This is a genomic window from Methylobacter svalbardensis, from assembly GCF_037671525.1.
In the GTDB taxonomy this organism is placed as follows: Bacteria; Pseudomonadota; Gammaproteobacteria; order Methylococcales; family Methylomonadaceae; genus Methylobacter_A; species Methylobacter_A svalbardensis.
This window is the reverse complement of the sequence record NZ_JAWPOH010000069.1, coordinates 1-15,362: the sequence shown is the minus strand read 5'-3', so window position 1 is coordinate 15,362 and position 15,362 is coordinate 1. Positions and strand designations below refer to the sequence as shown.

The following is a 15,362-nucleotide window of genomic DNA, read 5'->3' as shown; positions in this document are numbered from 1 at the left end:
TTGACGGACTACTTCATGTTTTATAATGAAGAGCGGCGTCATCAATCATTGGGCTATGAAACACCCAGTGTGGTTTACCAAACAGCTAGGGGTGGCGGTGCAATGATCGTGGATAAATACGGAGCGGTCGAAATATCAGTTCCCGTATAAAAAAATTGGGACAGCGCCATTCAGCTGGAGTGTGAACAGGGCTCTATCTTAAATTAAGGCATTATTTGTCTGGACAATGGGGTCCACTATACTTGTCGGCATCAGTATTTATGCGATTTTTTAATTCACGCTGCTCAGATTGATGTGTGTCGGTGACGTCTTTTTCCTTACGATTATGCCGATGATGAGGCACATGATACGGATAAGATGGATAAGTCGGGAGGAAACGATAAAGCGGAAAAGAGGGAAAATATTGATACGGCTGATAGAGGGGTTGCATATTTTGCCGCTCTAAGGCGTCTGCCCATCGCTTTGCCTCATAGGCCTGCTGTTTTTGATATCCTTCACTTTTTTTCAGCGCCTCAACCGCCGCTTTTCTGTCCAGTTCGGCTTGACGCTCTTGTTCAGCCTTGATTCTTGCCTGTTCACGCTTTGCAAAGTCCTCCTTCCAGGTTTTTAGTTTGGCTTCTCTCTCGGCAACCTTACGCGGATCGGATTTCTCTATCTCAATAGCTTGCTGTTTTACGGCGGATTTGCAGGGCGTAGACTGATATACTGTTTTGCCTGATGGCAGTTGACATTTAAAAACCTCAGCCTGGGCAGATAAACTGAGTAGGGGCAATAGAATAAAAAATATTATTTTCATCATTGAATACTCGTATCGATGTGCGTTGGCTGGATGATACAAACAATCCTGATTGGCGTCATGTTAAATCAAAAACCTCCGGCAAAGCCGGAGGCTTAAAAATGTGAACCGCTCAAAGCGGGTTAATTTATGCGCCACCTAAAGGTGACTGTTGAAACGTAATACCCTATTGTCCAGAAAATCTGACCTGTGAGGTTCTTTCTTCTTCCCGTATAAGTTCGTGCTATAGATATAGCACTTTTACCTTTAATAAATCCGACAACCTGTGATACTGAGTATTTGGGTGAAATCGAGATAAGCATGTGAACATGGTCTGACATTAAATGCCCTTCCAATATCTTACATTTCTTTTGTGATGCCAAATCTTTTAGCATTTCCCCCAGATATTGCCTTAAGTCTTTATAAAGGCTTTTCTTTCTATATTTTGGAATCCAGACTATGTGGTACTTACATTCCCATTTCGTATGCTTTAAACTCTCTGGTGTATTCATCACTGGTTTCCTTATCTTTTTGAACTTTAGGAGGCTCGCGATGATTCCCGTAATTGTCAAACTTTGTGAGTCCCCCAGCAGAGCTGGGGGTTTACTTAGGATTAATTACTGACTGATGCTGTGCCAAGGCCCATTGTACGTGTTCCCTAACCATATCGGAGTCGTGATTGAGCATAGGCTTTAAGGCGTCAACAATAAGCGCTGATGCGGGTGCATTGCCCAAAGCCACGGCGATATTTCTGAGCCAGCGTTGATGACCGATTCTGCGTATCGCCGAGCCTTCGGTTTTTGCCAGAAATTCCGTTTCGCTCCAAGCGAAAACATCAAGTAATTGCCGTGTATTAAGCCGATGCCTGGGGCTGAAATCCTGTTCATCGGTTAGCCTGGCAAAACGGTTCCACGGGCAGATGATTTGGCAGTCGTCGCAGCCATAGATACGGTTGCCGATCAGCGGTCTTAGGTTTTCCGGAATTGAACCATAGAGTTCGATAGTCAGATAGGACACGCAGCGCCTCGCATCGACCTGATAGGGCGCAATAATCGCCTGGGTCGGGCAGATATCCAGACAGGCGCGGCACTCGCCGCAATGCGCGGCGGCAGGGCTGTCGATCGGTAGCGGCAGGTTGGTGAACAGCTCGCCCAAAAAGAACCACGATCCGGCTTTGCGGTTGATGACATTGGAATGCTTGCCTATCCAGCCTAAGCCTGCTTTTTCGGCCAAAGCCTTTTCCAGAACCGGGGCGCTGTCGACAAAAGCCCGCATTGAGCCTGGAAGGTCGGAGCCGATTTCTGCCTGAATTTTATCGGCCAGTTTTTGCAGGCGGTTGCGCATCAGTTTGTGGTAATCACGACCCAGCGCATAGCGAGAAATATAGGCCGAAGTGGGATCGGCCAGTGATTGATTCATAGCAGCGGCAGCTTCAGTCCGGTAATCCATACGCACGGAAATAACACGCAATGTTCCCGGATGCAATAACTCGGGTCTGCTGCGTTTAAGGCCGTGACGCTGCATATAGTCCATTTCACCGTGGAAGTTATTGTCTAGCCAATTTTCCAAGTGGGCTTCTGCTTCCGGCAAATCGGTGTCGGTAATACCGACCTGTTGAAAGCCCAGTTCCAGCCCCCATTGTTTGATTTGCAAGGCTAGGCTTGCCATTTTTTGACTGCTGATGTCCATAATTGTTGACAGGGATGAAGAAGGTTCAAGGCGAAGGGCGAAAACACCGCTTCGCCGGCTTAGAAGTAAACTTTTCTTTTCATGCTGATAGCGCAATGCACAATCTATTAATGAACTAATAAATTTATTATGTTTCTCAGAAAAAGCAATATACTTTTAAAGTGGTTTTTTGTCTTTCGCCTTTCGCCTATAGCATCTTAAATTAAAGACATTCATTTTATCAGCGTTTAATGCCATGAAAAATTTATCAGTGTTTAATACCATGCAAAATTTACCAGTAAAACTCTATCGTGCGGCACAGGTCAGAAAAATGGATCGAATTGTTATACAGGAATGCGGCATTCCCGGTTTTGAATTAATGGGCAGAGCAGGATATGAGGTTTTCCGGTGCATCAAACAACACTGGCCTAAAGCCCTGTCTGTAGCGGTTTTTTGCGGTTCCGGCAATAATGCGGGCGATGGCTATATTATTGCCGGGTTGGCATTGGCGGCAGGGTTGAAGGTTTGCGTCTATGCGGCTTCAGAACCCGAAAAACTGAACGGCAATGCGTTGCTCGCTTACCGGAAATATAGTAAGGCTCATGGAACCGTGATGCCATTCCAGGCAGGGCAGGTCATTAATGCCGATGTACTGGTTGACGCGCTATTGGGTATCGGGCTGGATAGGCCGCTAACCGGACTTTACGCTGAAGCGATACAGATGATTAATGCCCATTCATCCCCCGTGGTTGCCGTGGATATTCCTTCCGGCTTAAATGCCGATACCGGTAATGTCATGGGCTGTGCGATAAAAGCCGATTGTACGGTGACCTTTATCGGTTTAAAACAGGGTTTATTTACCGGTCAGGCGGCCGAGTATTGCGGTGAGATCTGCTATGCCCAATTAGCCGTGCCCGACGAGGTGTTTTCCGGGTTTAAAGCAACGGCGACCCGCGTAGTTAAAACCCGATTGCCGCGGCGTGACCGTTGTGCGCATAAGGGCAGCTGTGGACATGTGCTGATAGTAGGCAGTGATCTGGGCTATTCCGGTGCCGCCAGAATGGCGGGCGAGGCGGCTTTGCGCGTAGGTGCAGGTCTAGTCAGTATAGCGACACGTCCTGAGCATTCCGGACTGATGAACCTGAACAGGCCGGAATTAATGTGTCATGGCGTGGAAACTGCCGCACAACTCGCTACGTTGCTGGAAAAAGCCGATGTCGTTGTGCTAGGGCCTGGATTAGGGCAAAGTGCTTGGGCAAAAACGTTATTTAATGCAGTGAGAATTTCTGAAAAACCGATGATCGTCGATGCAGACGGTTTGAACCTGTTAGCTAAATCACCCGCAGCAAAGCCTAACTGGATTTTAACGCCGCATCCCGGCGAAGCGGCTCGGCTATTGAATTGCACGACAGCCGATATACAGCAGAATAGGTTTACCGCAACCTTGGCCATTCAGGCTAACTACGGCGGAGTTGCCATTCTTAAAGGCGCCGGAACATTAATCGCGTCCGAACAGCAGCTTGCCGTTGCCAACAGCGGAAATCCCGGCATGGCATCGGGCGGCATGGGCGATGCGCTGGCCGGTGTGATTGCCGGATTACTGGCTCAGGGCTTATCTTTGCAGGATGCGGCACAGCAAGGGGTTTATCATCACGGTTTGGCAGCCGATTTAGCCGCAGCAAAAGACGGGGAAAGAGGTTTGCTGGCGAGTGATTTGATGCCTTATCTTAGACAATTGGTAAATGAATGAAGACATATTTAAAAGATACCGAAGCGACTGAACAGTTTGGTGCCAAGCTTTGGGCGGAATTACCGCCAAAGTGCCTGATATTTTTGCATGGCGAACTGGGTGCAGGCAAAACCACGCTGGTTAGAGGCTTCCTGCGTGCGGCAGGTTATACCGGTGCGGTTAAAAGCCCGACTTACACGCTGGTCGAAGAATATACGATAGGCGGACGCAAGATATTCCATTTTGATTTGTACCGGATTGCCGATCCCGAAGAGTTGGAGTGGATTGGAATACGGGATTATTTTGATCAGGATTGCATCTGCTTTATTGAATGGCCGGATATGGGTAAAGGTTTTTTACCCGATCCGGATAGGATTGTTAGTTTGGTTGCGGATGGATCCGGTCGCTCAGTAGTTATACGTAGTTCGACCCATAGTTAAAAAATAAATGCAACTGCTCTGGAAAAACAATTACATACTGCTATAATCTAACTTAGATTATCGCTTTTTGGATTTATGTCGATGGGAAGTTTCTGGAAGGTCTTGTTTATTATTGGATTGCAGTTATTAGCTGTACCCGGTTACGCGCAACAGATCGATATTGGTTTACTGCAATATTGGAATACGCCCGATCAAACGCAAATGCTGTTTGATGTAACATCTTCTCCTGAACACCGGGTTTTTCTGATGAAGAACCCGGCGCGCTTAGTGATTGACATGCGCAATGCCAATGTCAAGCAGGCATTAAGCCAGCCGCCGGCATCCCACCCGCTGTTTTCCCGAGTACGTTTTTCAACCAGAAATAAAACCGATCTAAGAATTGTCGTCGATTTAAAAAGAGAGATTAGCGCAAAGAACATGTCATTAATGACCAATAGCAGGAATGGTCATCGCCTGGTCATCGAATTGTTGAATAAAGGATCGAAGAAATCTGAGGAGGCAGTGATTAAAACAGCTGCCGCTAAAACGACGAACACTAAACAACATGCAGAAGAACCCGTTAAAAAGCCTCAAGAAATAGCAACTGAAAAGGTTGAATTCAGTCAGGATAAATCAATAAAAACTTCCGGACGGCGAGATAAAGGCGTCGTTATTGCGATTGACGCGGGTCATGGGGGAAGTGATCCCGGTGCTCATGGGAACAATGGTACCGAGGAGAAAAAGATTACCCTAGCCATTGCCAAAAGACTCGCGCATTTGATCAATAAACAGCCGGGCATGAAGGCCGTTATGGTTCGTAAAGGGGATTATTTCGTCGGTCTGAGAAAAAGAATGCAAATTGCGAGAGCGGCCAAGGCCGATTTGTTTATTTCGATTCATGCCGATGCTTTTCAGGACTCGACAGTTAAAGGCGCTTCGGTGTTTACCTTGTCCACGAAGGGAGCCACCAGTGAAGCCGCGCGTTGGTTAGCTAACAGTGAAAATGCATCCGATTTGGTTGGTGGCGTTAGTCTAAGCGATAAAGAAGATGTGCTGGCTTCAGTATTATTGGATTTGTCGCAGACCGCTACGGAAGATGCCAGTGTGAATATTGCCGGGAAGGTATTGAGGAACTTTGAACGTATCGGCGAATTGCATTACAAGTCAGTGCAAAAGGCTGGGTTCGCTGTATTAAAATCGCCAGACGTACCGTCTATTTTGATAGAAACGGCGTTTATCTCTAATCCATCGGAAGAACTTAAGTTAGTCAACACCACGCATCAATCAAAAATAGCACTGGCTATATTTGATGGTGTGCGCAGTTATTTCAGTAAAGTTTCCCCAGTGGAAAGCAAAATGGCAGCTTTGGAGATGTGATTTTAAGACTACAAAAGGCTAAGGCTTTCCACTTAAGATGTCACACGTAAGGCTTAGGTGATTTTCAATAATGAATTCACCAAGAGAATTGTCCACGAAAGCCAAAAGTAGGCGACACGAAAAGCACGAAAAACCCACAAATGTTAAGGCGTAGACATAGAATTCGGGATATAAACCTCCGATAAGAATGATTTTAAATTATGGAAGTCTGGTTTATCAATCTTCCTTGCTGGTTTAAACCTCGGCCTTTAGGCCGAAAGGAGCGCCCCGCAACAAGCGAAGCGATGTTGCTTTATCGGGCGCGGATTGGGGAGGGCATGCATGCCCCTTTCCCATCGTTGGCTTCATCCCAACGGGATGTTCCTTATTGCTAGCTGCTGTGAAAATGCAGGCATGAGTATGCCATTAATCTCTGTAGGAAAATTAGAGTTGAGCCCAAGGTCATCAATTTTTCAAATTGAACTTCATTTTGCTATTTTAAATTTTGACTAACCAAAATCTTGTCAATCCGTGTACCGTCCATGTCGACAATTTCAAATCGCCAATCATCTGTTTCATAAATTTCCGCCAACCGAGGAAGTCTCTCCAAATTAAACAAAATCATTCCAGCTAATGTGTGATACGCATTACTCGATTCACCAGGAAATTGGCCATTCATTCCGATAGTCGATTTAAGCTGGGCAATGGACACATCCCCATCAATCAACCACGAACCGTCAGATCGTTGCGTAACTTCAAAAGAAGATTCAGGGGGCACAGAGGGAAGTTCACCAACAATCGCGGTGAGTATATCTATTACGGTTACGAGTCCTTCTATATCGCCATATTCATCGACAATCAATGCCAAATCTGATCGGGCTTCCCGGAAGTGACTGAGCAGATGTGTAAGCGTCATGGTTTCTTGAATATAGAACGGCGGTCTTAATGCCTTTTCAATGTTGAACTCAGGATTGCCCAGCATTGTTTTTAGCAAATCGCCGCAATGCAAGATTCCAAGCACATTTTCAAATCCACCCCGGCAGACGACTATTTTATTATAAGGACACTGTTCGATTTTACTTCGTTGTTTATCGGACTCTTCCAAACTGTCGATCATATAAATTTCTTGACGAGGAACCATAATTGCCCTGACGCGCACTTCATCCATTTTCATTACATTGCTGACTAATTGGCTTTCATTCGCGTGGAATACCCCAGATTCGGAGCCCATTTCCATCATGATTCGAATTTCTTCGTCGGTTACTGTTGTTTCTAGGGTTCGATGAAGTCTCAACAATCTGAGCAGAAAGTGGCTTGATGCGGACAGTAGCCAAACCAAAGGGCTTACCAGTAATGCCAGTCCTTGCATCGGTTTTGCAATGGTGGCAGCGATACCTTCAGGGTTTTGCAAGGCTAGGCGTTTAGGCACTAGCTCGCCAAGTACCACTGAAAAATAGGTAATTATGGTCACGGTCAGCATTAAAGCCAGCGTTTCTGCATGAGGTGCCAACAATGGGATTTGCAAAAGCTCTTGATACAAGGGTGTCCGTAATATTTCCTCACCGAATGCTCCGCTCAAAATCCCGACCGCCGTGATACCAACTTGTACCGTTGATAAGAAGTGTGTGGGCTTTTCGTGGAGCGCAAGTGCTGCTTTGGCTCCCAAACGTCGTTCTGAGATTAATTTTTGCAGCCGTGCTTTAGTTGATGAGACGACGGACATTTCCGACATGGAAAACACCCCATTTATCAATATCAACAAAAAAATAAGACCTATATTTGCATAAAAATCTGCCATTTAATTTGTCAAAAATGCATGAATAAAAACTATTAAAACAATTAGTGAATACCCCGGTAAGTAGGCATTACCCCAGTTTACGATACAAGGTACTTCGATCTAAACCCAGTATTCGGGCCGCCTGAATTTTATTACCGCCGGTTACTGCTAAAACATGGCGAATATAGGCTTGCTGAATGTCCTCTGCTGTCCATCCTTGCATCATTGCCAACTCCAGAAAATTCTTATCGTTGACGGGTATTTTCGACGCTTGCGCCAAATCTTCTAACAAAAGGGTATCATGTGTCAACTTACTCAGTAAGGATTCGACCGTAGACGAAAAATTTCTTTATAACTTTACCGACATCAACATCCTGAAAGAGCTGAAAAGAATCGAAGGGGTGGGTTTTGCCGACATTATGGGGGCAAGGGAGTACGCGATGCGTGTTTGGTTGAAACCCGATAAATTGGTCATGTACAACATCTCGCCTTCTGAGGTCATTGAAAAATTAAAAGCGCAAAATGTAGAGGCCGCGCCGGGTAAAATTGGTGAAAGCTCAGGTAGAAAGGCGCAGACACTTCAATACATTTTAAAATATACCGGCAAGCACAATACGACAGAAGCCTATGAAAATATCGTACTAAGCAGCAAAGAGAATGGAGAGATTTTGCGGCTAAAGGATGTGGCTGAAGTTGATTTCGATTCACAGGATTATGATGTCCTGTCCAAGGAAAACGGACAACCCTCGGCTGCCATCATGTTGAAGCAACGTCCGGGCAGCAATGCGAAAGAGGTGATTAATAACATCAAAAAGACCTTGGAGGAGATCAAATCAAATTCCTTTCCTCCAGGGATGGATTACAGCTTGAGTTATGACGTTTCCGAGTTTTTGGATGCGTCTATTCATGAGGTTATTAAAACCTTGATGGAAGCATTCGTATTGGTAGCATTAGTGGTATTTATCTTTTTACAGGATATTCGCTCAACCATCATACCTATTATCGCGGTACCGGTATCGCTGATCGGCACTTTTTTCTTCATGCAATTAATGGGTTTTTCACTTAACCTCATTACCCTATTTGCTTTGGTACTGGCCATTGGGATTGTCGTCGATAACGCCATCGTGGTCATTGAAGCCGTTCACGCCAAAATGGAGCATTCGGGCATCAGTGCGATGAAAGCCACGGAACAAGCCATGCGTGAAATCAGCGGGGCGATTATTGCGATCACGCTGGTGATGGCGGCCGTTTTTTTACCCGTTGCCTTCATCGATGGACCGACGGGAATTTTTTACCGGCAGTTTTCCCTAACGATGGCCTGTTCAATTGTGCTCTCAGGGATCACCGCACTGACATTGACGCCCGCCTTATGCGCCTTGTTTCTTAAAAAGAACCATAACGCCGAACACCATAAAAAATCGGGGCTGCAAAAATTCTTTGCTGGGTTTAATCGTTGGTACGACAAGCTTTCTGACAACTACAAGAAGCTTATCGGTGCGATCGCAAACCGAAGGCTTATCACTTTTGCGATATTAATTGGGTTTTCGGTGGGTGCCGGATTGATAGGGACTTTTGTACCGTCGGGTTTTATTCCTGAAGAAGATCAGGGGACTATATACGCGAATATTACCTCACCCTCAGGCGCGACTCTGGAACGCACCGAAAAAGCGGTCAATGAAGTGCAACGGATTGCATCCACTATAGACGCCGTCAATTCGGTTTCAAGCCTGGCAGGATTCAGCCTACTCTCTGATGGTACCGGCGCTGTTTATGGCATGAATCTGATCAGCTTAAAAAATTGGAATCAAAGGGCGGCCTCTGATAAAGAAATTATCAGCGTTCTTGAAGAAAAAACCAAACACATCAAAGATGCCAGCATAGAATTTTTTACCCCGCCGCCGGTGCCGGGTTACGGCAATTCAAGTGGTTTTGAAATGCGCTTGTTAGATAAAACCGGTTCGGACAATCTTGAGCAATTACAGACAGTGGCTAATGCCTTTGTAGAGGAACTCAACAAGCGGCCCGAAATAGTCAATGCATTCACCACCTTTGATGTCAGTTTTCCGCAGTTTCTACTGCATATTGATGGCGATAAGGCCGCGCAAAAAGGGATCACTGCCGAAAATGCCATGAGTACCCTGCAAACCCTGATGGGCAGTGAATATGCGACTAACTTTATCCGTTTTGGCCAGATGTATAAAGTGATGGTGCAGGCGCTGCCCGAATATCGAGCTCAACCTAACGATCTGATGAAGTTGTATATCAAAAATGATGCCGGGAAGATGGTTTCCTTTTCTTCTTTTCTTCGTATTGAAAAAGTCTATGGCCCTGAGCAGGTGACACGCTACAACATGTACACCTCAGCCATGGTAAACGGACAGCCTGCCTTAGGGTACAGCAGCGGGCAGGCTATTGCTGCCATTAAAGATGTGGCGGCACAAAAATTACCGAAAGGTTTTGGCTACGATTGGGCAGGGTCATCCAGAGATCAGGCGCAGGCAGGGAACCAGGCAATTTATGTGTTCATGATTTGCTTGTTATTCGTTTACTTGCTTCTCGCGGCACAGTATGAAAGTTTTCTGATGCCCATGCCGATTATTCTTTCGTTGCCCATTGGTATATTCGGCGCCTTGTTTTTACTGTGGATTATGGGCTTGGAAAATAATATCTACGCGCAATTAGCGATGATCATGCTAATAGGCATACTCGGCAAAAACGCCATTCTGATCATTGAATTCGCCACATTACAGCACCGTCTAGGAAAAACGCCGTTTGAAACCGCTATTGAAGGCGCGGTACTGCGTTTGCGCCCTATATTAATGACCTCATTTGCCTTTATTTCCGGTCTTATTCCGTTAATGTTTGCCTCAGGGACCGGAGAGATCGGCAACACCACCATCGGCTCGGCATCAGCAGGGGGAATGATTTTTGGGACCATTTTCGGGGTAATTATCATCCCGGGTCTATATGTGATCTTTGCCACCCTGACAGAAAAGTATCATCGTGGCCCAAAAAAAGAAGAAACGCCATTCACTGAAACTATTTAACCCCTAATGACGACTAGAATTTATTACACCCTTAGCATTGCGTTTTTGCTGATAAGCTTCAGCGGATGCTCGCTCAATACCAACTTGCCTATTCCCGAAAAGGAAATACCGATAAGCTTCCAAAATCAGAAAAGCAGCACCACCATTGCTAGCATCAAGTGGCGGCAATACTTTACCGATGCGCTGCTGCAAAAGTTGATCGATACCGCCATCAGCAACAATATTGGCTTACAAATAGCGTTGCAGCGCATTGAAATTTCGCGTTCTAGTGTGAAATTGGCAAACGGTGCGTTGTTGCCGCAAGTCAGTTTGAATGTAGGCGGCAGTGTCCGCAGGTTCGGGCTTTACACTATGGACGGTGCAGGTAACGCGACTACCGAAATCACCCCCGGTCAAAACATTCCCGTCAATTTGCCTGATATCTATTTAGGCTTACAGTCATCCTGGGAAGTTGATATTTGGGGCAAGTTGCGCAACCAGCGCAAGTCGGCCATTTCGCAATACCTGTCAAGCATCGAAGGAACCAATTTTGTCATTTCAAATCTCGTTGCCGATGTTGCGATTTTCTATAATGAATTGCTGGCATTGGATAATGAATTGGACGTTATCAGACAGACCATCCGGAAACAACAGGAGGCGTTGGAAGTCGTTAAACTGCAAAAAGAAGCCGGCCGGGCAAATGAATTAGCCGTGCAACAATTTAACGCACAACTGCTCAATACCCAGGTATTGGAAAGAAATGTATTGCAACAACTTACCGAAACCGAAAACAAAATTAACTTTCTGTTAGGGCGCTATCCGCAACCGATTGAACGGACGAAAAACGTTTTTTTCAAAGAGATTCCGCAACAAATTTCAGCCGGTGTGCCCTCGCAATTATTGGCAAACCGCCCCGATGTCCGTGCAGCGGAATTCCAGATTGAGGCCAGAAAGTTCGATCTGAAAGCGGCAAAATCCGCATTTTTCCCAAATTTTAACATTACGGCAAGTTTTGGTTTTCAGGCATTTAATCCCGAGTTTTTATTTATGTCACCTGCCTCAATTGCCTATTCCGTTATGGGAACTTTAGTTGCACCGCTGATCAATATGAATGCGTTGAAAGCACAGTTCAACACTGCAAAAGCAAACCAGTTGACCGCAATGTATAACTATCAGAAAACCATTTTGAACGCCTATGTTGAAGTGGCAAATGAACTCTCCAATATTCAGAATTTGCAACAAATTAATGCGCTAAAAAAACAACAAAGCGACGTGTTGAAACAGTCGGTCGATACCTCTAAAGAGCTTTATAAATATGCCAGGGCAAGCTACTTAGAGGTGCTTCTGGCACAACAGAATGCACTGCAATCTAATATTGAATTAATCCATGTGACCAAACAACAACGGATATCAACAATAAACATTTACAAAGCATTAGGCGGGGGCTGGAGATAGCCGCAGTACACACGTTGACATCCTCCCCGTTCTTTAAGTCGGGGAGGATGTCAAAAGGAAGTGTGAAAAATCCCCACCAGTCATATAAAATACGTTATTTGTTTTAGGCTTGCTGATGCGTATTCATTCACTCCCCACTCAACTGATTAACCAGATTGCCGCTGGCGAAGTAGTCGAAAGACCCTCTTCGGTCGTTAAAGAATTGGTTGAAAATTGCTTTGATGCGGGAGCCAGCCAAGTCGTTATCGAGATAGAGCAGGGCGGCTCAAGGCTGATAAAAATTAGGGATAACGGCTGCGGCATCGTCAAAGCAGACTTGCCGTTGGCCTTGTCCCGACATGCGACCAGTAAAATTTCCAGCTTACAAGATCTGGAGCAAGTGGTCAGCATGGGTTTCCGCGGTGAGGCCTTGCCCAGTATCAGCTCTGTTTCAAGGCTTACGTTGATTTCACGCATTATCGATGCCGATTGTGCCTGGCGCGTTAATGCCGACGGTACTGAGCAGGATTTTAATCCGCAACCCGATCCGCATCCGCAAGGCACCACTGTCGATGTGCGCGACCTGTTTTACAACACCCCGGCCAGACGCAAATTTTTAAAAACCGAAAAAACCGAATTTGCTCACATAGAAACCTTGATCAAACGCATGGCGCTGAGCCGTTTCGATATTGGATTTAGCCTGTCGCACAATCAAAAGGAAGTGCTCAATCTAAAACCGGCCGCAACGGACAGCGAGCAACAGCAACGGATTGCGGGTATTTGCGGATCGGCTTTTATCGAAAATTCGATAACCATCGACTTTGCAGCATCGGGGCTGCAATTGACCGGTTGGGTTGGCTTGCCGACCTTTTCCCGCAGTCAGCAGGATATGCAGTTTTTCTATGTTAACGGCAGACTGGTCAGGGATAAGCTGGTTTCCCATGCCGTTAAACAGGCTTATCAGGATGTGTTGTTTCACGGGCGGCATCCGGTTTTTGTATTATATCTGACGCTCGATCCGACGCTGGTTGATGTCAACGCCCATCCGGCAAAACTGGAAGTCCGATTCAGGGAGGGCCGTCTGGTGCATGATTTTCTGTTTTCGGCCCTGCATCGGTCATTGGCAAATCTAAGACCGGGACACGGCACCAGCCGACAACCGGATTCCGAATCGTCGCCGCAAACACCTTCTGTTTCGGGCACTACAAACAATGTGGCTTGGGTTGATCCAGTCCCTGAAAGTCATGGGCAGGACGTAGCCCGACAATCAATATTCAGTTTTGACGCTAAACCGTCTTACCGTTCAAGTCCGCCGCAGCAGGCATCACTACCGTTACAGGTAGAAGAAGCCATCCAAGCCTATGCATCGCTGTATCCGAAATCCGAGCCGATGGTACCGGTAACTCAACCGGAAGCCATGCCGCTAGGTCACGCCATCGCGCATCTGCACAATATCTATATTTTGTCCGAAACCCCCAACGGCATCATCCTGGTCGATGCCCATGCCGCGCACGAGCGGGTCACTTACGAGCGACTAAAACAGCAATATCAAAATGGTACTGTGCCCAGTCAGCCCTTATTATTGCCGATTAAAATAACCGTCAGTGCAGCCGAAGCGGATTTAGCCGAAGACGAACACGCGTTTTTCAACACCCTGGGTTTTGAGCTTAACCGTTCAGGGCCGGAAACCATTGTGCTGCGCTCAATACCTATTTTATTGGGCAATACCGATAAGGAAACCCTGATTCGCGACGTGCTGGCCGACCTGATCGAGCACGGCATGAGTCAGCGGATACAGGAAAAATCCAATGAAATCTTGGCTAAAGTAGCTTGTCATGGCTCGGTCCGCGCACATCGCCGTTTGACCGTCGACGAAATGAATGCCCTGCTGCGGGATATGGAACAAACCGAAAGAATAGGGCAGTGCAATCACGGCAGACCCACCTGGGTAGAATTATCGACTCATGATCTCGATAAATTCTTTTTGCGCGGCCAATGAAATGATAGGCGAAAGGCGTTTTTTTGCCCTCCGTCTTGGTTGCCTTTTCTAATCTGCGTCCCGTCTCTCTATAAGCTGAATAGTTGAATTATGCAGAATCAACCCCATCCTCCCGTCATTTTCCTGATGGGGCCTACCGCCTCAGGAAAAACCGCGTTATCCGTACAACTCGCCCAGGCGCTTAATGGCGAAATCATCAGCGTCGATTCAGCGCTGGTGTTTAAAGGCATGGACATCGGTACAGCCAAACCCATGATGGACGAACGGGGCGGCATCCCGCATCATTTGATCGACATACTCGATCCCGCAGAAGCCTATTCCACCGGCCAGTTCAGGAAACAGGCGCTGGCGATAATGGACGATATAAGCCGGCGCGGAAAAATCCCGATACTGGTCGGCGGCACCATGTTGTATTTTAAGGTACTGAATAGCGGACTTGCCGTTCTGCCCGAAGCCGATCCAATTATCAGAGCCAAACTCGATCAGGACTTGGCGCAACTGGGTAAAGAAACTCTGCATCAGCGACTGGCCGAGATAGATCCGGAAGCTGCGGCGAGAATCCACCCCAACGATCCGCAACGCGTCCAACGCGCTCTGGAAGTCTACGCAATCAGCGGCAAACCGTTAACGTCTTTTTTTAGCGCAGCCCAGGCGCAAGACATCCCCTATCAAAAAATAAAGCTGATTATCGCCCCGCAAGACCGCGCCATATTGCACGGCATTATCGCCCGGCGCTTTAAGCAAATGCTGGAGCAGGGTTTTATCGACGAAGTGGCGACACTTTATCAGCGAGGCGATTTAACCGACAAAATACCGTCGATCAGAGCCGTTGGTTATCGGCAGGCTTGGTCGTACTTGCAAGGCGAATACGACCTTGAAACCATGACCGAAAAAGCCATTATCGCCACCCGACAACTGGCCAAGCGCCAGTTCACCTGGTTGCGCCGGGAAACCGCATCGGCAAATTTCCAAACCGGCCAGAAGGATTTATTAGCAAAAGTGTTGGCAGAAATTGATGGTCAGCTGTCGTCTTTAGACCGGGGAGGATGTCAAACTGAAGTTTCCTAAAAAATCATCAAGCCACCATGCGTAGCAATACGGCCACCAACGAATTTTTCGAGGGGTTGCCGGGTTTGGGGCAAACCCTATCAAAATCCTCATTGAGAGCGGCTTCAGCTA

General features: G+C 46.7%; 11 protein-coding genes and 1 pseudogene. 7 read left to right on the top strand and 5 right to left on the bottom strand.

Features of this window, described 5'->3' with window-relative positions; genetic code table 11:
• Window positions 1-211: 211 nt before the first annotated feature.
• The 3 genes and pseudogenes from RW114_RS17410 to queG form a co-directional block, all read right to left on the bottom strand.
• Window positions 212-796 (bottom strand): DUF4124 domain-containing protein, encoded by a 585-nt coding sequence (locus RW114_RS17410; protein WP_340124031.1) that lies wholly within the window; start codon window positions 794-796, stop codon window positions 212-214.
• 146 nt (window positions 797-942) lie between these two features.
• Window positions 943-1,287 (bottom strand): annotated as a pseudogene (gene tnpA, locus RW114_RS17405) (IS200/IS605 family transposase); the annotation flags it as partial.
• A 91-nt stretch (window positions 1,288-1,378) separates the two neighbouring features.
• Window positions 1,379-2,443 carry a tRNA epoxyqueuosine(34) reductase QueG gene (gene queG, locus RW114_RS17400; protein WP_422614834.1) on the bottom strand — a complete coding sequence of 355 codons (1,065 nt, stop codon included), beginning with the start codon at window positions 2,441-2,443 and terminating at the stop codon, window positions 1,379-1,381.
• 283 nt (window positions 2,444-2,726) lie between these two features.
• Here queG and RW114_RS17395 point away from each other — a divergent pair, with 283 nt between their 5' ends.
• The 3 genes from RW114_RS17395 to RW114_RS17385 all read left to right on the top strand — a co-directional run bounded on the left by RW114_RS17395 (window position 2,727) and on the right by RW114_RS17385 (window position 5,968).
• Entirely contained in the window at window positions 2,727-4,193 is a 1,467-nt protein-coding gene (locus RW114_RS17395) for an NAD(P)H-hydrate dehydratase (RefSeq protein ID WP_340124032.1), read from the top strand.
• A complete protein-coding gene (gene tsaE, locus RW114_RS17390; RefSeq protein WP_340124029.1) occupies window positions 4,190-4,612 on the top strand; it encodes a tRNA (adenosine(37)-N6)-threonylcarbamoyltransferase complex ATPase subunit type 1 TsaE in 423 nt (140 codons plus the stop codon). The genes RW114_RS17395 and tsaE overlap by 4 nt, the downstream gene beginning before the upstream one ends.
• A 75-nt stretch (window positions 4,613-4,687) precedes the next feature.
• Window positions 4,688-5,968, top strand: a complete 1,281-nt coding sequence (locus tag RW114_RS17385) for an N-acetylmuramoyl-L-alanine amidase (protein ID WP_340124028.1) — start codon at window positions 4,688-4,690, stop codon at window positions 5,966-5,968.
• A 472-nt stretch (window positions 5,969-6,440) separates the two neighbouring features.
• On the opposite strand, the gene RW114_RS17380 is transcribed toward RW114_RS17385, so the two are convergent.
• Both RW114_RS17380 and RW114_RS17375 read right to left on the bottom strand, forming a co-directional pair.
• Complete coding sequence (locus RW114_RS17380; RefSeq protein WP_340124027.1) at window positions 6,441-7,745, bottom strand: hemolysin family protein; 1,305 nt, start codon at window positions 7,743-7,745, stop codon at window positions 6,441-6,443.
• 67 nt (window positions 7,746-7,812) lie between these two features.
• Complete coding sequence (locus RW114_RS17375; RefSeq protein ID WP_340124026.1) at window positions 7,813-8,016, bottom strand: helix-turn-helix domain-containing protein; 204 nt, start codon at window positions 8,014-8,016, stop codon at window positions 7,813-7,815.
• On the opposite strand from RW114_RS17375, the gene RW114_RS17370 reads away from it, so the two are divergent.
• The 4 genes from RW114_RS17370 (at window position 7,922) to miaA (ending at window position 15,251) form a co-directional block, all read left to right on the top strand.
• Window positions 7,922-10,771, top strand: coding sequence for an efflux RND transporter permease subunit (locus tag RW114_RS17370; RefSeq protein ID WP_340124025.1), 2,850 nt, complete (start codon window positions 7,922-7,924; stop codon window positions 10,769-10,771). The two genes, RW114_RS17375 and RW114_RS17370, sit on opposite strands and share 95 nt — an antisense overlap.
• Before the next feature lie 6 nt (window positions 10,772-10,777).
• Entirely contained in the window at window positions 10,778-12,205 is a 1,428-nt protein-coding gene (locus RW114_RS17365; protein WP_340124024.1) for an efflux transporter outer membrane subunit, read from the top strand.
• Between the two features lie 115 nt (window positions 12,206-12,320).
• Entirely contained in the window at window positions 12,321-14,183 is a 1,863-nt protein-coding gene (mutL, locus tag RW114_RS17360) for a DNA mismatch repair endonuclease MutL (protein WP_340124023.1), read from the top strand.
• Between the two features lie 90 nt (window positions 14,184-14,273).
• A complete protein-coding gene (gene miaA, locus RW114_RS17355) occupies window positions 14,274-15,251 on the top strand; it encodes a tRNA (adenosine(37)-N6)-dimethylallyltransferase MiaA (RefSeq protein WP_340124022.1) in 978 nt (325 codons plus the stop codon).
• Window positions 15,252-15,362: the final 111 nt, after the last annotated feature.